Below are 24,695 nucleotides of genomic sequence, written 5' to 3'. Positions count from 1 at the left end.
ATCAAAACTCCTTTTTATTAATTTTTGCATTGAAAACCGTTCTGATCTCCTCAAATGACGCCGTTAACCCGTGAACACGGATTTTCCAGATGCCGTCTTCGCTTAAATTTAAATTTTTCGTTTGAAAAACGCCGTCTTTATTTTTGCTGAGGCTGAACGTGCTCTCTTTGTCATCCCCGAAAAGCCCGGTTTTCTCAACGGTTAATTCGATTTTTTGAATATCTTTGACGACGTCTCCTTTTCTGTTTCTGACTGTGACTTCAAACGCATTTGAGCCCGGCATGTTCGGGCTGATTCGGAGCGACAGCGTGTTTCCTTCCGTCAATTGCTTCGTCTCACTGAAAGGCTGCGGCAGCGGCGCGGGCGGACTTGGAATATTGGTGAAAACCGCCGTGGTCACCAGAATGAGAAGTCCGACCGTCCATTCAGCCTTCAGCGAACGGGCGCCCTGCTGTTTCGGCGCTTTTCTAAAACGGAAATAGTGTAATGCCCCGAGTCCGATCATGAGAAGAACGAGGGCCGCTTTTACAAGGAGCGCTTTTCCGTAAGCCGTCCCTAGCAGGTTATCCAGTGTGTGAACAATGAAGAAGCTGTTGAAAAGGCCCGAGAATATCAGAAGCCCTGCAGAAGCGAGCGCCCATGGCGAGAAGCGCCGAATGGTTTCCCATATTAAACTTTTGTCAGGCTTCAGCCAGTCTTTTCCGAAAAACAGCACAAACATCGCGAGTCCGCCCGTCCAAATGGAAGCGGTATTCAGATGGATGAAGTTCATCGCGATTGTCATATAGCCGGCGCTCGTCGAAGCGGCATGGCCGTCGAGCGATTTGACGAACAAAAGTCCGGCAAAAAGGAACAGGCTCAAGATCGCGCTCTTCAGACCTTTTCTGTTCGAACAAAAAACAAGCAAGGCGATGATGGCGATGTTGATCAGCCACAGCATTCCGCCCGTCGTATTCAGAAGCGTTTCTTGCAAAAGCGAAGGCTGGAAAGCCCCGATCCAGGAAACGCCCGCGTTTACTTTGGTTTGCAGGGGCAGCTGAATGATGATGGCGGCCCCTGTCAATAAGAGCGCCGCATTCTTGATCCGCTTCAGACGGCGCCGTTTGCCACCCGGCCAGCCGTTTTCAGGGCGGTACCATACGAGCTGAAAGAGAGCGGCCCCCATGAACAGGGAGAAACCGGTATACAAAAGGACGCGTTCCATGACGGTATCGGCTGCCGGCAGGCCTGATGCTTGTTTTTGCTGATCTTTCGGCAGCCCGCCTTGAATGTTTCCGATGCTGAAAGGGATCGTGCCTGATACGGGATGCCCGTCTGCTGATACAGCTCTCCATTCGGCCGAGTAGATATCATCCTTCAATTTCGGTTTCAGCATGACGGTCATGATTTTGGCGTTTTGCGGATCGATTTCCGTTTTGCCGGAATCAACGCGCTCACCCGACGAATTTCTGACCGTTATCGAATGAAACCCGTTCTGAATCGCTTCATTGAATTCGATCTTGATTTCTGCAGGCGCTTTTTTCAGCTCCTGATTTTCAGCGGGAGTTGATTTTACGATATATGCGTGAGCAAAAGCGGCTTTTGGCAGCAGAATGATACAAAGAACAGCGAGAACTGTCCAGAGTGTTGCTCTTTTCATCACATTCATCCAATCTTTTAACAAAATTTCACGTCTTCAGGCTGCAGCAGCTGTTCTTCATCGTTTTCTGGACGAGAAGCGCGGCATCGTCAAACGATAACAGCTGCCCGCCAAAGCCTTTTTTGAATTTCCGTGCATCCGCTTCAGAAGCGAAAGGGATCGCCTGCGGCTCGCAGCAGTTCAAATGAAGATTCGTATCCAGCAAAAAGACGGCGGCTTTGGCGCTGATCGTCGTATCTAGCAAAAAATCCCTGCAGATTATCTGGGAGACGTCATCTTTCACTTTCTCATAGCGGAGCATTGCGCAATGGGCACAGCAAAATTGTTCAATTTGACTGTCGTTTTTTACAATTTGCACGGAAAGCCTCGAGCCTGCCCCTTTTCCGCACACGACGCAAAGCTGCCCAAGCTGCTGCTTCGGCTTGTTTAGCGTGATTCCGCCTGCCGTCTTGATGACCTGTCCGTTTTCAACAAGCGGTTTAATGTCGCGGTAAACGGTCATTTCAGAGACGTTCAGCCTTTTCGAAATTTCTGAAATGCGCAGAGATTCTTCTTCTTTGACCCACGCCAATATCTGCTGTCTTCTTTTAATCGGTAGCATTCTCCTCCTCCATTCCTTATGTTCTTTACTTATAAGCCTAGTAGATTGCAGGAAAAGAAACAAGCAGAACGTGATAAAAAATGTGATAAAATGTTGAACTTTAACATCGGCGGCCAAAGCCGTTAAATCGTCATCAATGAGTACTGGTCAAACCGTCCTGTTTCTAAAATTTTTTGTCAGGAAATGTAACAGGTTTGAACGCTTTAGCGATGCAATGTGAAATAATAATCCAGAGCAAAGCTGCAGAGAGGAGGGGAGAAAATGGGGAAACAAAGGCTGGTTTTAATAGGAAACGGCATGGCCGGAGTTCGCACGGCCGAAGAAATTTTACAACACGGCGGGAACCAGTTTGAGATCGTCATCATCGGCAGTGAACCACACCTCAGCTATAATCGGATTCTGCTGTCTTCTGTCCTTCAGGGAGAAACGGATTGGAACGATGTGATGACAAAAAGCCGGAGCTGGTATGAAGAAAACGGGATTACACTTTATACAGGGGAAACGGCTGTCGCAATCCATACGGTTAAACAGACGGTGGCGACAGATCAAAACCGCGAAATCGCTTATGACAAACTGATTATTGCGACGGGCTCTTCCCCGTTTATTCTCCCGGTTCATGGTGCAGATAAAGAAGGGGTATATGGTTTTAGAACAATAGACGATTGCCGGGCATTGATAAAGGCATCAAAGCGGTTTAAAAAAGCGGCCGTTATCGGCGGGGGAATTTTGGGCCTTGAGGCGGCGCGAGGGTTGGCAAACCTCGGGATGAAGGTTGATGTGATTCACCACTCTTCCTGCATCATGCAGAACCAGCTTGATCCGCCGGCATCTGCCATGCTCCAGAAAGAGCTGGAGCGCCAAGGGATTCATTTTCATTTGGATAAAGATGCAGAGGCGATTTTAGGAAGATCCCGCGCCAAGGGTGTGCGGTTTAAAGACGGGACGAAGATCAGCGCCGATCTCATCGTCATGGCTGCCGGTGTCAGACCGAATATCGAACTGGCCAAGGCAAGCGGTATTGCAACCAACAGGGCGATCATTGTCAGCGACTATATGGAGACAAATGTGCCAAATGTCTACGCCGTCGGTGAATGCGCGGAGCATAACGGAACGGTCTATGGCTTAGTCAAGCCATTGTATGAACAGGGGAAAGTGCTGGCCAAACATATTTGCGGCCTCGAATGTGTTGGTTATCAGGGCTCCGTCCAGTCCGCAGCTTTAAAAATGTCCGGCATCGATGTCTTTTCGGCAGGGAAAATCACAGAGGACGACTCGACGACGGCTATTAAACTTTTTGACGAAGCGGCAGGAGTCTATAAAAAAGCGGTTTTTCAAGAGGATAAAATGGCCGGCGTGATTTTATACGGAGACACCAGCGGCAGCCGAAGGCTGTTGGAAAGCATCATCAAACAAAGGGATATTACCGTTGTCAAAAAAGAGCTGTTTCAATCGGAAGAAGACAGTTCAGTCGCTTCTATGGCGCTTGGTGAAACGATCTGCCAATGCAACGCGGTTTCAAAAGGCGCGATCATGGAAGCCATACAGACGCACGGTTTAAAGACGGCCGAGGAGGTCAAAGGCTGTACAAATGCTTCCGGATCATGCGGCGGCTGCAGGCCGTTAGTCGAAGAACTGCTGCTCCATACCGCTGAACAGGATGATTACGTATCTGCGGCGGAACAGCCGATGTGCGCCTGCACTTCATTCACGGAAGATGAAGTCGTGAACGAAATACAGATAAGAAATCTTTCTTCCGTTCACGAAGTCATCTCGGCGCTCGGCTGGAAAAACAGCAGCGGCTGCCGGATTTGCTTGCCCGCGATTCACTACTATTTAAAAATGATCCGTCCGGACATCATCTATAAGGAGCGCGATGAGGAGACGAATATAATGATTCCGCAAATGTACGGAGGCCGAACGAATGCCGAAGAGCTGAAGCGCATTGCAGAAGTGATTGAAAAGTATCAAATACAAGAGGTGTACATGACACACCATCAGAGATTAAAGCTTGCTGGTATCAAGCCGGAGTATATAGAGCGCGTGAAAGAAGAACTCGGCATGCCGCATTGCCCGCCGCCTCAGCATGGGATCGCCGCGGTTAAAACGTGCACATGCGGTTCACGAGGCGAACCGCAGATACAAACATTGGCGGCAGACTTGGAAAAAGCAGCAGAATCCCTCCTCATTCCGGCCAAGGTCTCGATCGGGGTGTCGGGCTGTTTGGATGATTGCGTGTACGCTTCAGTTCATGACATCGGACTTCTCAAAGTAAACGGGGGCTGGGAGATTTATGCGGGCGGCCAAGGAGGCCAGCATGCTTCTCCGGGAGAGCTGCTTTCAGTAGCCGACTCGGCGGAGGAAGCGGGGGAATTCATGAAAGGCCTTCTTCAATATTACCGTGAAACAGCAAATTATCTCGAGAAGGTCGGGCATTGGATTGAACGCGCCGGCATCATTCATATCCGGGAAGTTTTATTTGACAACGGACTTCGCGGCCAGCTGATCGAACGGCTTGAAAAAGAGAAGCGGCTGGCTCAGCAAGAAACGATAAAAGGGCTGATGTGAATTGACAGAACGATTGCTAAAGTACTTTCGCACGAAGCAAAAAGAAGTGCAATCCGAAAAAACGTATGACACCCAATGTCCATTTTGCAGCATGCAGTGCAAAATGCAGCTCATTGAACAGACAATTGTGACAAGAAAAAAATACACGGCGGTCGGAAAAGACAATCCGACGACAAAAGGACGGCTGTGCATGAAAGGGATGAACGCCCACCAGCATGCCTTTCATTCGGAGAGGATCACCCATCCGCTGATCAAAAAAAACGGCGACTTCGTCCGTGTGACATGGGATGAAGCGCTTCAGTACATCAAACAGCAAGTAACAGCGATCCAGCATGAAGATGGCCGCGATGCTTTGGGTGTATACGGCAGCGCGTCCATTACAAACGAAGAAGCGTATTTGCTGGGGAAGTTCGCCCGCGTCGCCTTGAAGACGAAGCATATTGACTACAACGGCAGGCTTTGCATGTCGGCGGCCGCTACAGCTGCAAATCAAACCTTTGGAATGGACCGGGGGCTGACAAATGCCCTTTCCGAGATCCCCCATGCAAGGGTCATCATCCTCGCAGGTACGAATATCGCAGAGTGCCAGCCGACGATCATGCCGTATTTTGAAGAAGCGAAGCAAAACGGGGCCTACATCATTGTCATCGATCCCCGCGAAACGGCAACGGCCAAGATCGCCGATCTGCATTTGAAAATCAAGCCGGGAACAGACGCCGCGCTCGCAAACGGTATGCTGAAAGTCATCATTGAAGGACAGCTGACAGACGGAGCTTTTCTCAGAGAGAGAGCTGAAGGTTTTGAAGAGGTCAAGCGCCATGTGGCGTCTTTATCACTTGAAGACATTTCGGCCAAAACCGGGATACAAATCGAGCAGATTAAAAAAGCTGCAGTAAAATTTGCCCGTGAGGAGACGGGAATGCTGTTCACGGCAAGAGGGGTTGAACAGCAAACGGACGGAACGGCTGCCGTCAGAAATTTGCTGAATATTCTAATATCAACTGGGAAAATCGGCAAATTTGCTTGCGGCTACGGCGCCGTCACCGGACAAGGAAATGGGCAGGGGGCGCGGGAGCACGGCCAGAAAGCAGATCAGCTGCCAGGGTACCGGTCGATTGAAAACGAAGCTGACCGCGCTTATATTGCGGATGTTTGGGGCATAAAAGCTGAAGACCTTCCAGGAAAGGGTGTATCCGCCTATGAAATGATGGAGAAAGTTCATGAAGGTGAAATTACCGGGATGTTTTTAATGTGTTCAAACCCTGTTGTATCCAGTCCGAACGCAGGCTTTGTCAAATCCGCTTTGGGAAAATTAAAGTTTTTTGCCGCCGTTGATTTGTTTCTTTCTGAAACGGCTAGACTCGCGGACGTCATTCTCCCCGCATCATCCTATCTCGAGGACGAAGGAACGATGACCAATCTGGAAGGCAGAGTGACATTAAGGGAAGCTTCAAAACCGTGCCCCGGTGAAGCGAGGCATGACTGGCAAATGATTTGCGATATTGCTGCTGCGCTTGGAAAAGGCCGTTATTTCTCATATCGATCGGCAGAGGATGTTTTTAATGAATTAAGAAAAGCGAGCCGCGGCGGAATTGCCGACTATTCGGGCATCACTTATGAACGTCTGAGAAAGGAAGGCGGCATTTTATGGCCTTGTCCCGAACAGGGACACCCCGGGACACAGCGCCTGTTTGAATCATCCTTTGCCCACCCGGACAAAAAAGCGAAAATGTGCGTCGTCCCGAACGAACCAATGATCAAAAAAGATGAACCGACTGAAGAGTATCCCCTTTATCTGACGACCGGAAGGGTGATGTCTCATTATTTAACCGGAGTACAGACGAGAAGGAGCGCTGCACTCAAGGCCAGACACTTTGAATCATTTATGGAAATTCATCCGAAAACGGCGGAAAAATACAACATTAGCGACAGGGTGCTGGTCAGGGTGGAGTCAAAAAGAGGCAGCATCATTGTCAGGAGCAAATTATCGGAAGCCATCAGGCCGGATACCATTTTTGTGCCGATGCATTGGGCAGATTCGCAAAATGTGAACGATTTGATAGCGGAAACGCTCGATCCGTCTTGCAGAATGCCGGGATTTAAGGTTTGCTCCGTAAAAATTCGTCCGTCAGTTGACAATTATGTGAATAAATTGTCATAAAAAGTCATAAAAAGTTTACAAAATTAACTATAATTTGTGATAGTTTTAAAGATGTAAACAGAATACTTGTTTAGGGCGTATAGTGAATTGTTTTGAAAAAGGGGAGGATCATAGTGAAAAAAAAGCAGCTAGTCCTGGTAGGGAACGGTATGGCCGGGGTCAGGGCCGTTGAAGAAATTCTTAAAATTTCAAGCGAAGAGTTTCAGATCACGATTTTTGGAAACGAACCGCACCCAAACTATAACCGGATTCTTCTTTCCAAAGTGCTTCAAGGAGATACGGATGTTAAGGACATTACACTGAATGATTGGGATTGGTATGAAGAAAACGGGATTCAGCTGTATACGGGGGAAGAAGTCGTTAAAGTTGATCCGGAGTCCAAAACCGTCATCACGGATGCGGGAAGAGTCCAGCCGTATGATGAACTGATTTTGGCGACAGGTTCTCTCCCTTTTATTCTGCCATTGCCCGGAGCGGATAAAGAAGGTGTAACAGCATTCCGTGATATCAAGGATACGGATATCATGCTCGAAGCTTCCAAAACGTACAAAAAAGCAGCCGTTATCGGCGGCGGATTGCTGGGACTGGAAGCAGCGCGCGGACTTCTTAACCTTGGCATGGACGTTACCGTTATCCATCTCGCGCCATATTTGATGGAGCGTCAGCTTGATGCAACCGCAGGACGGCTTTTGCAAAAAGAGCTGGAGAAGCAGGGCATGAAATTTTTGCTGGAAAAGCAGACAGAAGAAATTTACGGAGAAACGCGTGTCGAAGGCTTAAAATTCAAAGACGGCTCAATGCTTGAAGCCGATTTGGTCGTCATGGCGGTCGGAATCAAGCCGAACGTTCAGCTCGGCAAAGACTGCGGCCTTCCGGTAAACAGAGGAATCGTCGTCAATGATTACATGGAAACCGAAGTTCCCAACATTTATGCTGTCGGAGAATGTGCGGAACATAGAGGCATTGCCTACGGACTTGTCGCGCCTCTTTATGAACAGGCGAAAGTGCTTGCCAAAAAAATCTGCGGCGTTGAAACAGCTCCGTATGAAGGGTCTGTTTTATCAACCCAGCTGAAGGTTTCCGGTGTTGAGGTCTTTTCTGCCGGTGATTTTAATGAGGATGACGGAGAAGACAAAAAAGCGCTTAAAGTGTTTGACGAACAGGACGGAATCTACAAGAAAATCGTTCTGCGCGGCAATCAGGTGATCGGCGCCGTACTGTTCGGAGACAGCAGCGAAGGTAACAGGCTGTTTTCCATGATTCAAAAAGGAGCAGATATTTCAGATACTTCTAAAATTTCAATCTTACAGCCTTTGAATCAGGAAGAAGGCATGAGCTTGACCGCTGCGATGAGCGACGATGAGATCGTATGCGGCTGTAACGGCGTTTCGAAAGGAATGATCATTCAGGCGATCAAAGAGCAGGGCTGCACATCGACGGATGAAATTAAAGCCTGCACAGGCGCATCACGCTCTTGCGGAGGATGTAAGCCGCTTGTCGCTGAGATTCTTCAGCATACGCTCGGCTCAGAGTTTGATGCTTCAGCACAAAAAGAAGCGATTTGCGGATGTACGGACCTGTCAAGAGACGAAATCGTGGCCGAAATCAGAGAAAAAGGGCTGACCCATACGAAAGAAGTCATGAACGTGCTCGACTGGAAAACGGCGGAAGGCTGTTCCAAATGCCGCCCTGCGCTTAACTACTACCTCGGCATGATCAATCCGAAGGAATATGAAGATGAAAGAGAATCCCGCTTCGTCAATGAACGGATGCACGCCAATATTCAAAAAGACGGCACATATTCAGTTGTACCGCGGATGTACGGCGGGGTTACCAATTCGAATGATTTGCGGCGCATCGCTGATGTCGTCGACAAATATGAAATTCCGCTAGTGAAAATGACCGGCGGCCAGCGGATCGACCTGATCGGCGTCAAAAAAGAAGATCTTCCGAAAGTATGGGCTGATCTTGACATGCCTTCAGGATTTGCTTACGGAAAAACGCTCAGAACCGTAAAAACGTGTGTCGGCGAACAGTTCTGCCGCTTCGGCACGCAAGACTCAATGGCCCTCGGAATTGACCTTGAGAAAAAATTTGAAGGGCTCTACACGCCTCACAAAATTAAAATGGCGGTTTCCGCTTGTCCGAGAAACTGCGCCGAATCCGGCATTAAAGATATCGGCGTCGTCGGCATCGACGGTGGCTGGGAAATTTACGTCGGCGGAAACGGAGGCACGCATTTGCGCGCCGGCGATCTGTTAATGAAAGTCAAAACGGCTGAAGAAGTCATCGAAATCACAGGCGCGTATCTCCAATACTATCGTGAAACAGCCAACTATTTAGAACGGACATCTGCTTGGATCGAACGTGTCAGCTTGTCCCACGTCCAATCCGTATTGAATGATAAAGAAAAACGCAAAGAGCTGAATGACCGCATCAATCAAGCGCTGTCTGTCCATAAAGACCCGTGGAAAGACTTTTTGGAAGACGAAAAGACAACAAAACAGCTATTCGAAAATGTTGTCACTTCTTAAAATGAGAAATCAACTTGAGGAGGAATTCACATGGTGAACAAGAACTTAACAAAGGTGTTTGTTTCGAAGATCGGGGATTTGCCGAATCAGCTTGGGAAGACAGTGCTTATCGAGGACAAGGAAATCGCGGTATTCAAGCTTTCAAACGGCAATGTCCGCGCGATTGAAAACCGCTGCCCCCACAAAGGGGGCGTGCTTGCCGAAGGAATGGTAAGCGGCAAATTCGTCTTCTGTCCAATGCACGACTGGAAGATCAGCCTTGAAGACGGCAAAGTCCAAGAGCCTGATACAGGGTGTGTTCAGACATACGAAACGGTCGTTGAAGGCGAAGATTTGTATATCGTTTATTAAACGGCTCAAAGACATGTATTGTCAAAAGCCTCAAGGGTCGCTGAATGTGCTCCCTCTTTATTAAAAAAACACGCGTTCACAGAATCGGCAGATGGAAGGATGACAGTTGATGGGGAATGGGAAAGTATATTTTGTCGGGGCCGGACCGGGCGATTCAGGATTGATCACATTAAAAGGAAGAAAGCTGATCGAGGCGGCGGATGTCATATTGTATGACAGGCTCGTCAATTCCCGGCTGCTTGAGCATGCAAAAGCATCATGTGAATTTGTCTACTGCGGCAAGCTCCCGGACCGCCATTATATGAAACAAAGTGAAATCAATGCACTGCTCATTGAAAAGGGGCTGCAAGGCCTCAAAGTGGTCCGGCTGAAAGGAGGAGACCCGAGCGTGTTCGGCAGAGTCGGAGAAGAAGCAGCAGCCGTCAGCGAACACGGCATCCCGTACGAAATGGTGCCCGGCATTACATCGGGAATCGCCGCGCCTCTTTATGCCGGACTGCCTGTGACCCACCGCGATTTCGCTTCATCCTTTGCCGTTGTCACCGCCCATGATAAATCGGGCAAACCGGAAATGAATTGGGAAGGGCTGGCCAAAGGCGTCCAAACCCTCGTCTTTTACATGGGGATCAAAAACCTTGGTTATATATGCGAGCAGCTGATGAAACACGGCAAGTCTCCCCTTGTTCCCGCGATGGTCATCCAATGGGGCACATGGGGCCGGCAGCGGAGCGTTAAAGGGACATTGCAGAATATCAGGGAAAAAATAACCGAGCATCAAATTAAAAATCCCGCGATCATCGTCATCGGCGACATCGTATCATTCAGGCAGAACAGCTGGTTTGAAGAAAAGCCTTTGATCGGGCTGAACATGATGGCGGTCAAAAGCTGTGAAGAAGAACGAGTCCCGGTGGAGACGCTTCGTGAACAAGGCGCTGAAGTTGTTGAATGGCCGAAATGGAAATCACTCGAAACGGTGCCTGACGATACAGTTTTAGAGCGAATTGCTTCTTTTGACAGCCTGCTGTTCACCTCAAGTGCGTCACTGCGCAGATTTTTCAGCCGGCTTGCCGCTTTGAAGATCGATGTCAGGGAAATGCGCGGCCGGCTCTACGCTTCAGATCTGCATGTAAAAGCAGCTCTTGAAGAACGGGGATTTTCCGCTTTTCTGCAGGCGGAAATGCCGATTTCGGACAGCTGTTTGCTGATCGGCAGCCGGGAAGCCGTGCAAAATCAACCGCACTCCGGTTGTGAGGTATTGATTACACATGACAGGATGATCGACAGCCGCTTTACATCGATCATTAAACGGGAGATCGAGGAGTTTCCTGTTGATATCGTGATCTTTGCCAATCGAACATGCGTCGAGCTGTTCGTAAACGAGGCTGAGACAATCGGCCTCCATCCGGAAAAAACGGCTGCCCGTCTGCAGGCGGTCTGCCTCACGGAAGAAGCGGGGAAGAGGGCTGCAGCCGCAGGGTTTCAGCGCGTTCATATTGTGAATGAACGCGACCGCCTTCCGGATATCATCAAAGGGATCAACCGCACAGCCGAATTTGTCTGCCAGAACTGAAAAAAGCAGGGGTAACCCTGCTTTTTTAGCGTGCGGAACTGCTTCCGAACAACACCTCTTTTAAATAGCAAAGGTCTGCCTCTATATGCTTCCTCATTGATTCGGCAGCCTTGGCGTCATTTCTGTCCTGCATGTGACGCAGAATCTCCTCGTGCTGATTGATGATGTCAAGGGTGCGCGCCGGTTTTTCAAGGTTTTTGCTCCGGTAGAAAAAGGTCAGCGACCGCAAATCAAGCAGCTGTTTTTGCAGGCGTTCGTTTTCGCTCGTTTCGATGATGACATCATGAAATTGCGTATTTAGACGAAGAAGTGCATTGGCCGACTCCGGACTTTGGGTTTCCTGGTGCTTACGCGCTTCAGAGAGCGTTTCGGAAATGAGCTCCAGTGTTGCATTTGAAGCAAGGCGGGTTGCCAATGAAACGGCCAGGGATTCGAGCGCTTGGCGGCATTGGTATATTTCTTTAAGGTCTTTGATTGTCGGTTCATAAACTGTAATTTTTGATTTATCATCTATCGATAATAATCCTTCTTGTTCAAGTGTCCGAATCGCCTCCCTGACGGGGCTGCGGCTCACTTGCAGCTCCTTGGCGATTTTGGATTCGTAGATCCGTTCGCCGGGTCGATATCCTCCTTTAATAATCATATCTTTTAAATAATGGTGGACTTGATCATGATAAGAGACTGCACGTTGTATGGAAAACTTCACGCTGTTCACCTCGTTTATTTTTCACTGCGGAAATCACTAATAGTCTAGCAAAAAGAGAGAAATACCATCAACCTAAAATTACCATAATATTGAGTATTTTGTGACAAAAAAGTGTTGACTGCCATTAGCTGTCCGTTATAATTAAGTTATAACTGTCGACAGTCGGCAGCTTACTTTTTATTTACTATTGTAAGCGCTTTATCGATAGAGGGGAAGGGGGATTTTTGATGAAATCAAGCGTTGTGTCAGCATGGGATATGCTTTGGAGATCACACCGGGAAGCGAAGAGGCTGCTTTTGTTCGCCATGCCTGTCAGGGCGGGAAAAGATGCTGATTTAAAGATCAAGTCGGAGCAAACCATGAAGGAAGAAAAGCCGCCGAGCTATAAAACGCCTCAGAAAATCGGACTGCTGCTTGGTCCTGCATTGTTTTTCGCCGTCCTTTTGTTCTTTTTTCCCGAGGGTCTGAGCCATGAAGGAAGAATGGTATTGGCGACCACGTTGTGGGTTGCGGTATGGTGGATTACGGAAGCTGTTCCGATTCCGGCTGCATCATTGCTGCCGATCGTGCTGCTTCCGCTAACCGGGGCGCTGGAAGGGGCAGCTGTCACGTCAAGCTACGGCGATCCAATCGTTTTTTTATTTTTAGGAGGCTTTTTGATTGCACTTGCGATGGAGCGCTGGAATCTTCATAAACGGATCGCGCTTAATATCATTTCTGTAGTGGGAACGAGCACGTCAAGGATCGTCCTCGGGTTTATGGCGGCCACAGGGTTTTTGTCCATGTGGGTCTCAAATACGGCCGCGGTCATGATGATGCTTCCGATTGGAACCGCTATCATTCATCAGGTATCAGCCGTCATGAAATCTGAAAGAAAAGATTTAGCCGGAGAAGAAGCGAAATTTTCAAAAGCGCTGATCTTCAGCATCGGGTATGCGGGGACGATCGGCGGACTCGGTACGCTAATCGGCACACCGCCAAACATTATTTTGGCGGCCAATATTAAGAAGCTGTACGGAGTTGAAGTGTCTTTCGGGGGGTGGATGGCTTTTGCCGTTCCGGTCGTTGTCATTTTGCTTGTAGCGGTATGGCTGTACTTGACGAAAGTGGCGCATCCGATCAAGATGAAGGAGCTTCCGGGCGGAAAAGAATTGATTCTCGAAGAAAAAAGAAAGCTCGGAAAGATGAGCTTTGAAGAAACAATGGTTCTGCTTGTCTTCGGGTTTGCCGCGTTTATGTGGGTGACGAGGACATTTTTATGGGATGACAAAATACCCGGTATTGATGATACAATGATTGCGATATTCGCAGCTTCATTGCTCTTCTTGATCCCTTCGCTCAATAAAGGGGGCAGGGTATTGGACTGGTCGGTTTCGAAGGACTTGCCGTGGGGGATTCTCCTTTTATTCGGAGGAGGCTTGGCGCTCGCGACCGGTTTTAAAGAAACGGGTCTCGCCGAGTGGATCGGCGGAAGGCTTACGGTATTGGATGGATTTAACTTTGTGGTCATTGTTGTTATCTCAGCGGCATTGGTTCTCTTTTTGACGGAGATTACGTCGAATACGGCTACGGCGACTATGATTCTGCCTGTACTGGCCTCGCTCGCTTTAGCGCTGAATGTTCACCCGTACGCATTAATGGTGCCTGCTGCAATGGCGGCAAACTGCGCCTTCATGTTGCCGGTCGGCACGCCGCCGAATGCAATTATTTTCGCATCGGGCAAATTGAAGATCAGCGAGATGGTTCGAACCGGCTTTGTTATTAATATTTTCACACTGATTTTAATCGTCGGAGCTGTGTTCTACATTCTGCCGAATTTATGGGGAGTGGATCTAACCGTCTTCCCGGACAATCTGAAATCGAATTGATGAAGCAAAGCCGGGGGCTTAGACCCCGGCTTTTTGTCATGGTGGAATGTTTGAGTGTTCAGCAGCTTCATTCTGTGTCATCGCGTTAAATAAAAGAGAAAAAAATGAAACTACGGTATAATCATGTAAAAAAGGATGATCAGCGTGAACAATTCTCTACTGCCGCATCGATACCCGTTTCTATTCATTGACCGTGTTGTTGAGAGCGAGCCGGGAAAATGGGTGAAAGGATATAAATTCATAACGGAAAACGACTGGTTTATCACGGAAAACCAAAAGGAAATGCCATTTTCCATTATCATTGAAGCGCTGGCTCAAACCGCTGCATTTACTGCGCTCAAAGACCCGGCTGAGATCGGCTTTCTGTCTTCGGTGAAAAAAGCTGAATACACCGGCAAGGTCTTTGTGGGAGACAAACTTGATCTTTATTTTGAAGTTTCCCGCTTTAAAAGAGGGTTTTTATTCGGCAACGGAACCGCCTCAGTAAACGGAAAACCGGCAGCGAAAGCGGAGATCGGGATTTTTATGGAAGCGAAGTGAAAGTGGGGGATAAAATTGATAGAATTAAAGCCTGTCGCGTTTGTGAAAAACTTGCGGACTGTGCCGCAGGATGATCATTGGGGCGATGTGATTTCTGAAATTAATTTGGCTGAAGATATTCATCCGGACGCTTTAAAAGGGATCGAAGCATTTTCTCATTTGGACATTATCTTTTACTTTCATCAAGTAAAAGAGGATCAAATACAATATCAGGCGAGGCGCCCGAGAAACAATCAAAACTATCCTGAGACAGGCATTTTCGCCCAACGGGGAAAAAACAGGCCCAACAGGCTCGGCGCAACCGTTGTGACACTCCTTGAAAAATCCGGGAGCAAGCTTGTAGTGAAAGGGTTGGATGCGATTAACGGAACACCTGTAATCGATATCAAACCGGTAATGAAAGAGTTTCTTCCGAAAGGGCAAATCATACAGCCGAAGTGGTCGGAAGAATTGATGAAAGTATATTGGCATGACAGCTGATTGATAGAAAAAAAACCTCTCAACACCTTTTGAGAGGTTTTTTCATGCTTGTACGATAAAAAAGAAGGATATCAGACCAATCTTGAAGATCGGAAGTCCCATGAATTGTACCCAATCGGCAAACAAAATGAAAACGCTTTATTATATGATGGCAATAAAGGGGGCGCAAAAATGATCAACGAGAAACGTCCGGCTCAATTGCTTCAATATTTGCTGCGGGTCAGAGAAGCGACCATGCATCAGCTGATTGATCATTTTCAATTATCAAAACGGCAAATCTGCTATGACCTGGACAAAATCAATCATTGGCTGACCGGCAAGCAGCTGCCTGAAATCGAATATAAAAGAAAAAACCGGCTGGCCGTTCCGGAAAAATTGCTTGAATTGCGGTTCTCCGAAGCCTGTTCAGACATCGGCCGCTCGTTTATTTTTACACAGGAAGAGCGGATCAAAGCCTTGTACATGTTCCTGTTTGTCCGCAGGGAGCCGATTTCATCCGCTCATCTCACACAGTTATTGCAGGTCAGCAAAAATACGGTCATGAATGATGTGAAAAAAGCGAATGAGGCGCTGGCTCCGTTTTTGGTGGCGATCAGATATACAAGACAGCGCGGCTATCATTTAATAGGAAGCGAGTTTGATAAAAGAGTTCCTGTCATGCACCACCTTTCTTATTTTCTGCAAAAGCCTTACGGCAAAGAAATCCTTCATTATATTTTAAAAGTTTCCGGCTCGTGCGATCACACACAACAAGAAACGAAAAGAGCGGTTGAACTTGTCTCGAAAGAATACAGGATTCAACTCGTTGAAGAAAGGCTCAATGAATTTGTTTACTTTCTGATGATGTATTCGATCAGAGTGGCCGAAGGAAAAATTGTTCGTTTTCACCAGGAGGAGGGGGAGCTTTTAAAGCAAAGTCCGCTGAAAAACGCAGCCGTAAGGCTTGTGAATGAACTTCGGATTCCCGTCTATGAAACCGAACTTTGCTACATTTTGATCCAGCTGCTCGGGCTTTCATTTGGACAACAGCCGGCGCATGATCCGCTTTATCAGCTGTGTGAAAAGCTTGTGCTTGAATTTGAATCAAGAGCATGCATCACATTTCCGAGGAGACGCGAGGTGGCGGAATCTCTTTATCGGCACTTGAAGCCGGCATATTTCAGAATGAAATACCGCATTCCGATTCACAATCCCCTGCTCAGCAAGATTAAGAAAGAGCACAAAGAACTGTTTACCATCGTTCAAAAGCTGATGCGGCACCTTGAAGCGCTGCTGAACAAACCGGTTCCAGAAGAAGAAATCGGCTTTATCACGATTCACTTTGGTGCATTGCTTGAGCAGCCGGTACAGTCCGGATCATCGAAAAAGACAGCTGTCGTCATTTGCCCGAGCGGTGTCAGCTCATCCTTGATGGTCAGGCGCCAGCTTGAATCGCTATTTTCAGAGATTGTCGTTGAGAAGGCGATGTCTTTGCAGGCATTCACACCTGACGTCTTTGACCGTTATGATGCCGTGTTTTCCACCGTTGAGCTTAAAACCAAAAAACGATACTACATGGTCGGGCCGCTGATGACGCCCGCTGAAAAAAGCAGGCTTGTCAATGAAGTGTATCAGGAACTGTTCGGCGTGAAGCAAAAGGAGCTTTTGACAGACGAATTTCTTCACATCCTCAAGAAGCACGCCAAAATCATAGATGAAAAAGGCCTAAGAGAAGCATTGAAAAATATTGTATTTATTCAAAAAGTGACGGAAACAAGGGGGAAACGACCAGTGTTGAAAGATCTGCTGACAGATGAAACCATTCAAATGGCTGACCAAATCAAAAGCTGGGAAGAAGCGATTCAAACAGCGGCAAAGCCTTTGCTTGATAAGGAGGTGATCTTGAAGGAATACACAGATGCCATGATCGACAATGTCAAAAAGATGGGACCTTATATGATCATCGGCCCCGAGATTGCCGTTCCTCATGCAAGACCTGAAAAAGGCGTCCGAAAGGTGGGAATGAGTCTCCTGAAACTGAAGGAGCCGGTCTATTTTTTGGATGATGAACAGTATCCGGTAAGGCTTTTGTTTTGCATTGCGGCGGTTGACCATACGACACATCTGAAGGCGCTTTCCCAACTGACCCGGCTTCTCAGCAATAAAGAAAATCAGGACTCCTTAAAGGAAACCGAGTCGTTGGATCATATCAAACGTTTAATCGAAGCCTATTCATCCAATTAAAAACAGGAGGGATAACATGAAGATATTGGCAGTTTGCGGATCAGGACTTGGAAGCAGTTTTATGCTGGAAATGAATATTAAAGATATTTTGCAGGAAATGGGGTTAATGGAGATCGAGGTGGATCATTCGGATTTGAGCTCAGCGTCTCCTGATCAAGCGGATTTGTTTGTCGTTGCCAAAGATATCGCGGAAGGAGCAGCCCACCTGCGGGATATCGTCGTGCTTGAAAGCATTATAGACATGGATGAACTGAAAACAAAACTGGTTAAAACATTGCAGGAAAAAGGAGTGCTTTAATCACAGAAAAGGAGGAACTGCAAATGGGTGAAAGAGCGCTAAAGCTGATGATGGATGTGTTAAGCCAGCCGGCTGTATTAATTGCAGCCATTTCTTTTATCGGTCTTCTGCTTCAAAAAAAGCCGGCCAATGAAATCGTGAAAGGGACGACGAAATCGTTTTTAGGTTTTATCGTGATTTCAGCCGGGGCGGGTATTCTTGTTGGTTCGCTTGAGCCGTTCGGAAAGATGTTTCAAGCCGCCTTTCATGTGAACGGCGTCGTTCCGAACAATGAAGCGATTGTCGCGATGTCGCTCAACGAATACGGGACGGCGACAGCGCTGATTATGTTTTTCGGGATGCTGTCCAACATCTTAATCGCCCGTTTTACCAGATTAAAATACATTTTTTTGACGGGCCATCACACATTGTATATGGCTTGTTTAATCGCCGTCATACTGGCGGTGGCGGGTTTGAAGGGTCCGTTTTTGATCGGCGTCGGAGCGGTTTCGCTCGGCTTGACAATGAGTGTGTTTCCGGCGATGGTTCAGCCTTTTATGAAAAAGATAACCGGCAATGATAAGGTCGCGTTCGGCCACTTTTCTTCAATCGGTTACGCTGTGTCCGGGTTAATCGGCAAAGCAGCAGGCAAGGGCTCGCGCTCGACTGAAAAAATCGGGTTTCCGAAGGGCCTCGGATTTTTAAGGGACAGTTCTGTCAGCATTGCGCTCACCATGACCATCTTGTACGTTTTGATTGCCTTATTTGCAGGGGCGGGCTATGTGGAGCGCGAGTTGAGCGGCGGTACACATTACCTTGTCTTCTCCGTTATTCAAGCGGTCACATTTGCGGCAGGGGTGTTTATTATTCTTTCGGGAGTCAGACTCGTGCTCGCAGAGATCGTTCCGGCTTTTAAAGGCATATCTGACAAACTTGTGCCGGATTCCAAGCCGGCACTGGATTGTCCGATCATTTTTCCGTACGCACCAAACGCCGTACTAATCGGCTTTTTTTGCAGCTTCATTGGCGGCATCACCGGCATGTTGATTCTCGGAGCAGCCGGAGCCGTCATCGTTCTTCCCGGAGTGGTTCCCCACTTTTTCACAGGGGCCTCGGCCGGCGTCTTCGGAAACGCTGCAGGGGGGATACGGGGAGCGGTCTTGGGGTCTTTTGTCAACGGTCTGATCATTACATTTTTCCCTGTGTTTCTGCTGCCGGTCATGGGTGATTTAGGCTTTGCCAATACGACATTTTCCGATACCGACTTTGCCGCGACAGGAATCGTGCTTGGGCATGCGTTGAAACTGCTGGGGGCAGGAGGAGTTGTAATTGGAATTGCAGCGGTAGTGGCCGGTGCGGTCTTACTGGGCTTTAAACGCGGAAAGGCGGGGAAGTCCGATCATAAAGCTGAAGCATAAAGGAGTGGGCAATGATGTCAGTGAAGGAAATCAATATGGAACGTTTTCGTGACCAAATCAGGCTGCTGACACTGAAACAGCTTCATCACCTCGGTTTTGGGCATTATGGAGGCAGCTTGTCAATCGCCGATGTGTTGGCCGTTTTATATGGAAAGGTGATGAAAATAGATCCCGCCAATCCGTCGTGGGAAGATCGTGACTTTTTTATCCTTTCAAAAGGGCACGGCGGCCCCGCCTTGTATGCAGCGCTTCATCTTACCGGCTATTTTGAAGAAGATGTGCTCTATACGCTAAACCAAAACGGCACGGCTCTTCCGTCGCATCCTGACCGGAATTTAACACCGGGAGTCGATATGACGACCGGGTCGCTTGGCCAGGGGATCTCGGCTGCGGCAGGAGTCGCACTGTCGCACAAGCTTTCAGGACGCTCTAACCGGACCTTTGTTATTGTCGGCGACGGGGAGCTGAATGAAGGTCAATGTTGGGAAGCGATCCAATTCGCGGCACACCATAAGCTCCACAATTTTTATGTGTTTGTGGATGATAATAAACAACAGCTGGACGGTCCGACTAAAGATATTATTGATCCGCTGGATTTTGTCAGCAAATTTTCAGCCTTCGGTTTTTATTCCGAAAGGGTAAACGGACATGAACCGGATGCGATTTATCAAGCGATCAAAAGAGGAGAAGCCCAGCGGGAAAGGCCGGTTGCCGTCATCCTTGATACGGTGAAGGGAAAGGGCATCCCTTATTTTGAAAATATGGAGAACAGCCACCACATTAGAGCGAATGATGAACAAAATCGCATAATCGAAAAGATCATGATGACGCTTGAAGAAAAGGAAGTGAGGGCATGAATGAGGCGGCAGCAAATGTCAAGCTGGATGCTGTCGAAATGAGGCAGGCATACAGCTCGGCCGTTTATGAACTGGCTCAGGAAAACGCGGACATCGTGGCGTTGGAAGCGGATTTGATGAGCTCGATTTCCATGGACAAAATTAAACGGCGCATTCCCGAGCGAGTGATCAATTGCGGGGTTATGGAAGCCAATATGATAGGGATTGCGGCCGGGCTTTCGTTAACCGGAAGAATCCCGTTTGTTCACACGTTCGCCCAGTTTGCGACAAGACGCTGCTTTGATCAGCTGTTTGTTTCAGGTGCCTATGCCAAAACAAACATCAAGATTCTCGGTTCAGATTCGGGCATTACGGCTGAACATAACGGCGGAACACACATGGCCTTTGAAGATTTGGGACTCGCCCGGGTAATCCCGAATGCCTTTGTTTATGAAGCGAGCGATGCAGCAATGCTCCAATTTTTGATCAAAAAGGCTGCGGCGGAGTACGGCATTCACTATATCAGGACGATCAGAAAAAAGGCGGTCAGACTTTATGATGAACATGAAACATTTGCAGATGGAAAAGCTAAAGTTCTCAAAGACGGCAGCGATGCGGCGCTGTTTGCCAGCGGCATCATGGTCGCAGAAGCTTTGCGGGCGGCAGAACTGCTAAAAGAAAAAGGGATCGATGCAGCGGTCATCGATATGTATTGCATCAAGCCGATCGATCAAGAAACCGTGATTCGCTACGCACAAAAAACGAATGCGATTGTCACGGCAGAAAACCATAATGTCATAGGCGGATTGGGAAGCGCAGTCGCGGAAGTGCTGAGTGAACATCATCCCGCTCCGCTCAAGAGAATCGGGGTTCATGAAGCCTTCGGACAGGTCGGGACGATCGATTATTTGAAAAAATATTACCGTTTGACCGCAGAGCATATCGCACTGGCGGCGGAACAGCTCGTTTAAGATTTCTTTGTCCTGGCCGATTTTTATATTAGAATAGATAAAAGCCTAAAAAAAGTGAGGTATCTTAAATATCGTGTCAGTCAGTCAAAGAGATCGAATCGATGTGAAGCTAGTAGCTCTGGATATGGATGGAACACTATTAAATGATGAACAGACCATTTCTGATGAAAACAGAAATGCGATTAAAGAAGCAGAGGAAAAAGGGATTTATGTCGTGCTCAGTACCGGCCGCACGCTGATGACGTGCCGGGAGTTGGCGGAGTCGCTCGAACTGTCTTCTTTTTTGATCACGGCAAACGGCAGTGAAATTTGGGATTCGTCTTTCAACCTGGTCGAGCGTCAGCTGCTTCATCCCGATCATGTCCAAATGATGTGGGATTTGCGCAATCTGCACAACACCGATTTCTGGGCCGCCAGCGTCGATAAAGTGTGGAGAGGCGAGTTTCCTGAGGATATTCAGGCGTATGAATGGCTGAAATTCGGCTTTGATATTCCGGATGACGACGTCAGAAACCGGGTCCTGGAAGAGCTGAAAAAGAACAAAGAATTGGAAGTCAGCAATTCAAGCCCGACCAATATTGAAGTCAACGCCATCGGGATCAATAAAGCGGCCGCTTTGGCAAAAGTATGCGAGCGCCTCGGCTTTACGATGGAACACGTGATGGCGGTCGGAGACAGTTTAAATGATATCGCCATGATCAAAGAAGCGGGTTTAGGCGTTGCCATGGGGAACGCCCAGGAAATCGTCAAAGAAACCGCAGACTGGATCACGGATTCCAATATCGAACACGGAGTCGCAAAAGCGATCAGGCATTGGGTATTGTCCTAGCCGAAAAAAGAGCCGATTTACGGCTCTTTTTTTTGTGCAAAATAAAAAATATTCATGGACTGAAGCAAGTTGAAAAAACCTTGTGAAATCAGGTTTTTCAGCTAAAACTTTTTAGGAAAAATGATTTATTTTATGTGAGGTTTTCTAACAATATGATGCCAAGCGGGCAAATCCTTGATATAATCTATTCAAGTTTGATTATTCGGAATTAAGGTTCCGAAAATCGGAACAAAATGAGGGATATACTAAAATTCGACCGAATGTGCATCAATATATAGGGGGGATTTGATGAATCAAGTTGATTTAAACTGCGATCTTGGAGAAAGCTTCGGCGCTTATAAAATCGGGCTCGATGAGGAGATTCTCGAATTTGTTACATCAGCCAACATCGCTTGCGGATTTCATGCCGGAGACCCTGGCGTCATGCGCAAAACCGTCAAAATGGCGGCGGAAAAAGGCGTGAAAATCGGCGCGCATCCGGGACTTCCCGATTTAGCGGGATTCGGGCGCCGCAATATGGCGATTACGCCTGAAGAAGCATACGATCTTGTCGTGTATCAAATCGGTGCGCTTTCAGGATTTTTAAAGGCCGAAGGTGTGACCATGCAGCATGTGAAACCCCATGGCGCACTGTATAATATGGCGGCGCAAAGCCGGGAACTGTCGGATGCGATCGCGCGTGCAATTTATCAAACAGACCCGGAACTGATTTTATTCGGTTTGGCGGGAAGCGAACTTGTGCTTGCCGGTGAAAGAGCCGGTTTGAAAACGGCTCACGAAGTGTTCGCCGACCGTACATATCAGGAAGACGGAACGCTGACTTCCCGCCGCCAGAATGATGCGCTGATTCATGATGATGATGAAGCCGTCGGTCAGGTGATCCGCATGGTCAAAGAAGGCAAAGTCCGCAGCCTGCAAGGAACGGATGTCAGCCTTAAAGCAGATACGGTGTGCATTCACGGAGATGGTGCACACGCGCTTCAGTTTGCGAAAAAAATCCGCCGTGAACTCAGAGCAGCAGATATTAAAATACAAGCTTTTTCTACATGATGTTGACAAAAGGAGGAATACCATTTGAAACAAAATAAAAAAACAAAAGCGTCATCAAGCAACTGGACGTTGCTTTTGGGCGCCGCTTTTTTAATGGCCACATCCTCAATCGGGCCGGGATTTTTAACGCAAACCACAGTCTTTACACAGAGCTTGGCTGCAAGCTTCGGCTTTGTCATCCTCGTTTCCATCATTTTAGATATCTTCGTTCAAACCAATGTATGGAGAATCATTGCGGTTTCTGAAAAAAGAGGGCAGGAAATCGCCAACCTCGTCTTTCCGGGACTCGGCTATGTCATCGCATTTCTCGTCGTTCTGGGCGGGCTTGCTTTCAACATCGGCAATATCGGAGGCGCCGGTCTCGGCCTCCAGGTTTTATTCGGCATTACACCGCAGACGGGTGCGATCATCAGCGCCGCGATCGCGGTTTTGATCTTTGTCATTAAAGAAGCGGGAAAAGCGATGGACCGGTTTACGCTGATCGCGGGCTTTGTCATGATTTTATTAGTGGTGTACGTTGCGATTACGACCGGTCCTCCAGTTGGAGAAGCAGTAACAAAAACGATCATGCCTGATAATATCGACATTCTTGCGATTGTGACGCTTGTCGGCGGCACGGTCGGCGGATACATTACATTTGCCGGCGGACACCGTTTGCTTGATGCGGGTGTTAAAGGGAGGGCTGCGATTCCTGAAGTAACGAAAAGCTCTGTTTCCGGCATTTTGATCACATCTGTCATGAGAATTGCGCTTTTCCTTGCTGTACTTGGAGTCGTCTCAAAAGGCCTGCACATTAATCCGGATAACCCGCCGGCTTCTGTCTTCCAGCTTGCTGCGGGAAATATCGGCTACAAAATCTTCGGTCTCGTCATGTGGGGAGCTGCTGTTACATCTGTAATCGGCGCTGCTTATACGTCCGTATCTTTCTTTAAAACGTTTTCTCCGAAAATTGAAAAGAATTCGCGCGGCATTATTATTGTCTTTATTATCGTATCAACGATTTGCTTTGTAACAATTGGTAAGCCGGTCAACCTTCTCGTGCTTGCCGGCGCATTAAACGGTTTAATCTTACCGATCGCACTCGGATCCCTTTTGATCGGCGCGTATAAGAAGAATATCGTCGGCGACTACAGGCATCCGATCTGGCTTACAATTCCGGGTATTCTGGTCGTTATTGTCATGGCGGTCATGGGAGGCTATACGTTAATCAATGAAATTCCTAAGTTATGGGGATGATATCGTTGCGTCATGTAAATGAAATGCGCCCTGACGAAGTCAGGGCCCTGATTCGAAAAGGCGAAATAACGGGTCCGACAGCCGGGATGGCCGGGGGTTTTACCCAGGCAAACCTGGTGATTTTGAAAAAAGAGCTCGCTTTTGAGTTTTTGCTGTTTTGCCAGCGCAATCAAAAGCCGTGTCCGATTCTCGATGTCACAGATCCCGGATCTCCGGTGCCGTCCATCATGGCGCCGGACGCCGATATCCGCACCGATTTTCCGAAATACCGCGTATACAGGCGCGGCGAATTGGCGGATGAAGTGACCGATATCCATTCTTTATGGGAAAACGACATGGTCGGTTTTTTAATCGGCTGCAGCTTTACGTTTGAACAAGCGTTAATCAATAACGGAATCCCTGTCAGACACATTGAAGAAAAGCGAAATGTTCCGATGTATCAAACGAATATTCCTTGTGTCCCGGCAGGCCGTTTTCAAGGGCCGATGGTTGTCAGTATGAGGCCGGTTCCGGAAGAGCAGGCGGTGCGTGCCGTTCAGGTTACATCAAGGTTTCCCGCTGTTCACGGAGGACCTGTCCATATCGGCAGTCCTGAAGCCATCGGTATAACAGACATCGCAAAACCCGATTTCGGCGATGCGGTCACGATAAAAAAAGGAGAAGTTCCGGTATTTTGGGCATGCGGCGTCACCCCTCAGGCCGTCGCCATGCACGTAAAGCCGGAGCTGATGATCACGCATTCGCCCGGCCATATGCTGGTTACCGATGTTCGGGACGAACAATTTGGCGTGTTATAGGATCTCAAAATCAATACAGAGTGGTTTATCTGTATTGATTTTT

20 protein-coding genes are annotated in these 24,695 nt (G+C 48.0%); 17 read left to right on the top strand and 3 right to left on the bottom strand.

All coding sequences use genetic code 11. The annotated features are described in order from the left end of the window. Position 1: 1 nt before the first annotated feature. Both M1E03_RS19160 and M1E03_RS19155 read right to left on the bottom strand, forming a co-directional pair. Positions 2 to 1,648 (bottom strand): copper resistance protein CopC, encoded by a 1,647-nt coding sequence (locus M1E03_RS19160; protein ID WP_311196156.1) that lies wholly within the window; start codon positions 1,646 to 1,648, stop codon positions 2 to 4. A gap of 19 nt (positions 1,649 to 1,667) precedes the next feature. Continuing rightward, entirely contained in the window at positions 1,668 to 2,240 is a 573-nt protein-coding gene (locus tag M1E03_RS19155) for a DeoR family transcriptional regulator (protein ID WP_039073212.1), read from the bottom strand. 261 nt (positions 2,241 to 2,501) lie between these two features. On the opposite strand from M1E03_RS19155, the gene nirB (M1E03_RS19150) reads away from it, so the two are divergent. From nirB (M1E03_RS19150) to cobA, 5 genes are all read left to right on the top strand, one after another. Then, entirely contained in the window at positions 2,502 to 4,805 is a 2,304-nt protein-coding gene (nirB, locus tag M1E03_RS19150) for a nitrite reductase large subunit NirB (protein ID WP_396278987.1), read from the top strand. A 1-nt stretch (position 4,806) separates the two neighbouring features. Beyond that, positions 4,807 to 6,966 carry an assimilatory nitrate reductase catalytic subunit NasC gene (gene nasC / locus M1E03_RS19145; protein ID WP_144497705.1) on the top strand — a complete coding sequence of 720 codons (2,160 nt, stop codon included), beginning with the start codon at positions 4,807 to 4,809 and terminating at the stop codon, positions 6,964 to 6,966. Between the two features lie 113 nt (positions 6,967 to 7,079). After that, positions 7,080 to 9,500 carry a nitrite reductase large subunit NirB gene (gene nirB, locus M1E03_RS19140; RefSeq protein ID WP_458110562.1) on the top strand — a complete coding sequence of 807 codons (2,421 nt, stop codon included), beginning with the start codon at positions 7,080 to 7,082 and terminating at the stop codon, positions 9,498 to 9,500. Between the two features lie 30 nt (positions 9,501 to 9,530). Continuing rightward, positions 9,531 to 9,851: a nitrite reductase small subunit NirD gene (nirD, locus tag M1E03_RS19135; RefSeq protein ID WP_020450192.1), complete on the top strand. Its 321-nt coding sequence runs from the start codon at positions 9,531 to 9,533 to the stop codon at positions 9,849 to 9,851. A gap of 109 nt (positions 9,852 to 9,960) precedes the next feature. Further along, positions 9,961 to 11,421: a uroporphyrinogen-III C-methyltransferase gene (gene cobA / locus M1E03_RS19130; RefSeq protein ID WP_458110561.1), complete on the top strand. Its 1,461-nt coding sequence runs from the start codon at positions 9,961 to 9,963 to the stop codon at positions 11,419 to 11,421. Positions 11,422 to 11,446: 25 nt separating this feature from the next. Here the strand turns inward: cobA and M1E03_RS19125 are convergent, their stop codons facing one another. Next, positions 11,447 to 12,127, bottom strand: coding sequence for a GntR family transcriptional regulator (locus tag M1E03_RS19125; RefSeq protein ID WP_396278988.1), 681 nt, complete (start codon positions 12,125 to 12,127; stop codon positions 11,447 to 11,449). A gap of 227 nt (positions 12,128 to 12,354) precedes the next feature. Between M1E03_RS19125 and M1E03_RS19120 the strand changes: the two genes are divergently transcribed. The 12 genes from M1E03_RS19120 to M1E03_RS19065 all read left to right on the top strand — a co-directional run bounded on the left by M1E03_RS19120 (position 12,355) and on the right by M1E03_RS19065 (position 24,652). Further along, a complete protein-coding gene (locus M1E03_RS19120) occupies positions 12,355 to 13,995 on the top strand; it encodes an SLC13 family permease (protein ID WP_023857919.1) in 1,641 nt (546 codons plus the stop codon). A gap of 144 nt (positions 13,996 to 14,139) precedes the next feature. Then, positions 14,140 to 14,535 (top strand): 3-hydroxyacyl-ACP dehydratase FabZ family protein, encoded by a 396-nt coding sequence (locus tag M1E03_RS19115; protein ID WP_023857918.1) that lies wholly within the window; start codon positions 14,140 to 14,142, stop codon positions 14,533 to 14,535. 15 nt (positions 14,536 to 14,550) lie between these two features. Beyond that, on the top strand, positions 14,551 to 15,015 hold the full coding sequence (gene tsaA, locus M1E03_RS19110; protein ID WP_095292516.1) for a tRNA (N6-threonylcarbamoyladenosine(37)-N6)-methyltransferase TrmO: 465 nt from the start codon (positions 14,551 to 14,553) through the stop codon (positions 15,013 to 15,015). A gap of 171 nt (positions 15,016 to 15,186) precedes the next feature. After that, entirely contained in the window at positions 15,187 to 17,238 is a 2,052-nt protein-coding gene (locus M1E03_RS19105; RefSeq protein ID WP_429674020.1) for a BglG family transcription antiterminator, read from the top strand. A gap of 16 nt (positions 17,239 to 17,254) precedes the next feature. Next, positions 17,255 to 17,536, top strand: coding sequence for a PTS sugar transporter subunit IIB (locus tag M1E03_RS19100; protein ID WP_003179002.1), 282 nt, complete (start codon positions 17,255 to 17,257; stop codon positions 17,534 to 17,536). A gap of 23 nt (positions 17,537 to 17,559) precedes the next feature. Further along, positions 17,560 to 18,933 carry a PTS ascorbate transporter subunit IIC gene (locus M1E03_RS19095; RefSeq protein ID WP_245117779.1) on the top strand — a complete coding sequence of 458 codons (1,374 nt, stop codon included), beginning with the start codon at positions 17,560 to 17,562 and terminating at the stop codon, positions 18,931 to 18,933. Between the two features lie 14 nt (positions 18,934 to 18,947). Beyond that, entirely contained in the window at positions 18,948 to 19,790 is an 843-nt protein-coding gene (locus tag M1E03_RS19090; protein WP_035337178.1) for a transketolase, read from the top strand. Further along, positions 19,787 to 20,740: a transketolase family protein gene (locus tag M1E03_RS19085; protein ID WP_429674019.1), complete on the top strand. Its 954-nt coding sequence runs from the start codon at positions 19,787 to 19,789 to the stop codon at positions 20,738 to 20,740. The genes M1E03_RS19090 and M1E03_RS19085 overlap by 4 nt, the downstream gene beginning before the upstream one ends. Positions 20,741 to 20,813: 73 nt before the next feature. Next, positions 20,814 to 21,569: a Cof-type HAD-IIB family hydrolase gene (locus M1E03_RS19080; RefSeq protein ID WP_020450202.1), complete on the top strand. Its 756-nt coding sequence runs from the start codon at positions 20,814 to 20,816 to the stop codon at positions 21,567 to 21,569. A gap of 288 nt (positions 21,570 to 21,857) precedes the next feature. Beyond that, the gene (gene pxpA / locus M1E03_RS19075) at positions 21,858 to 22,619 is read left to right on the top strand and encodes a 5-oxoprolinase subunit PxpA (RefSeq protein WP_268510530.1); all 762 of its coding nucleotides are present in this window, start codon (positions 21,858 to 21,860) and stop codon (positions 22,617 to 22,619) included. Between the two features lie 24 nt (positions 22,620 to 22,643). Beyond that, positions 22,644 to 23,855 carry an NRAMP family divalent metal transporter gene (locus M1E03_RS19070; RefSeq protein ID WP_101561607.1) on the top strand — a complete coding sequence of 404 codons (1,212 nt, stop codon included), beginning with the start codon at positions 22,644 to 22,646 and terminating at the stop codon, positions 23,853 to 23,855. Between the two features lie 23 nt (positions 23,856 to 23,878). Next, on the top strand, positions 23,879 to 24,652 hold the full coding sequence (locus tag M1E03_RS19065; protein WP_101561693.1) for a putative hydro-lyase: 774 nt from the start codon (positions 23,879 to 23,881) through the stop codon (positions 24,650 to 24,652). Positions 24,653 to 24,695: the final 43 nt, after the last annotated feature.

This window comes from Bacillus sp. PK6-013, from assembly GCF_054161445.1.
The sequence above is the reverse complement of the archived record's forward strand: the minus strand, read 5'-3'. Positions and strand labels throughout refer to the sequence as shown.

Bases quoted from the DNA above. Each gene is read 5' to 3' on its own strand.
- M1E03_RS19120 (WP_023857919.1), top strand. From the start codon at position 12,355: ATGAAATCAAGCGTTGTGTCAGCATGGGATATGCTTTGGAGATCACAC.
- nirD (WP_020450192.1), top strand. From the start codon at position 9,531: ATGGTGAACAAGAACTTAACAAAGGTGTTTGTTTCGAAGATCGGGGAT.
- M1E03_RS19100 (WP_003179002.1), top strand. From the start codon at position 17,255: ATGAAGATATTGGCAGTTTGCGGATCAGGACTTGGAAGCAGTTTTATG.
- M1E03_RS19095 (WP_245117779.1), top strand. From the start codon at position 17,560: ATGGGTGAAAGAGCGCTAAAGCTGATGATGGATGTGTTAAGCCAGCCG.
- cobA (WP_458110561.1), top strand. From the start codon at position 9,961: ATGGGGAATGGGAAAGTATATTTTGTCGGGGCCGGACCGGGCGATTCA.
- M1E03_RS19155 (WP_039073212.1), bottom strand. From the start codon at position 2,240: ATGCTACCGATTAAAAGAAGACAGCAGATATTGGCGTGGGTCAAAGAA.
- M1E03_RS19085 (WP_429674019.1), top strand. From the start codon at position 19,787: ATGAATGAGGCGGCAGCAAATGTCAAGCTGGATGCTGTCGAAATGAGG.
- M1E03_RS19090 (WP_035337178.1), top strand. From the start codon at position 18,948: ATGTCAGTGAAGGAAATCAATATGGAACGTTTTCGTGACCAAATCAGG.
- M1E03_RS19160 (WP_311196156.1), bottom strand. From the start codon at position 1,648: ATGAATGTGATGAAAAGAGCAACACTCTGGACAGTTCTCGCTGTTCTT.
- M1E03_RS19105 (WP_429674020.1), top strand. From the start codon at position 15,187: ATGATCAACGAGAAACGTCCGGCTCAATTGCTTCAATATTTGCTGCGG.
- M1E03_RS19065 (WP_101561693.1), top strand. From the start codon at position 23,879: ATGCGCCCTGACGAAGTCAGGGCCCTGATTCGAAAAGGCGAAATAACG.
- nirB (WP_396278987.1), top strand. From the start codon at position 2,502: ATGGGGAAACAAAGGCTGGTTTTAATAGGAAACGGCATGGCCGGAGTT.
- pxpA (WP_268510530.1), top strand. From the start codon at position 21,858: ATGAATCAAGTTGATTTAAACTGCGATCTTGGAGAAAGCTTCGGCGCT.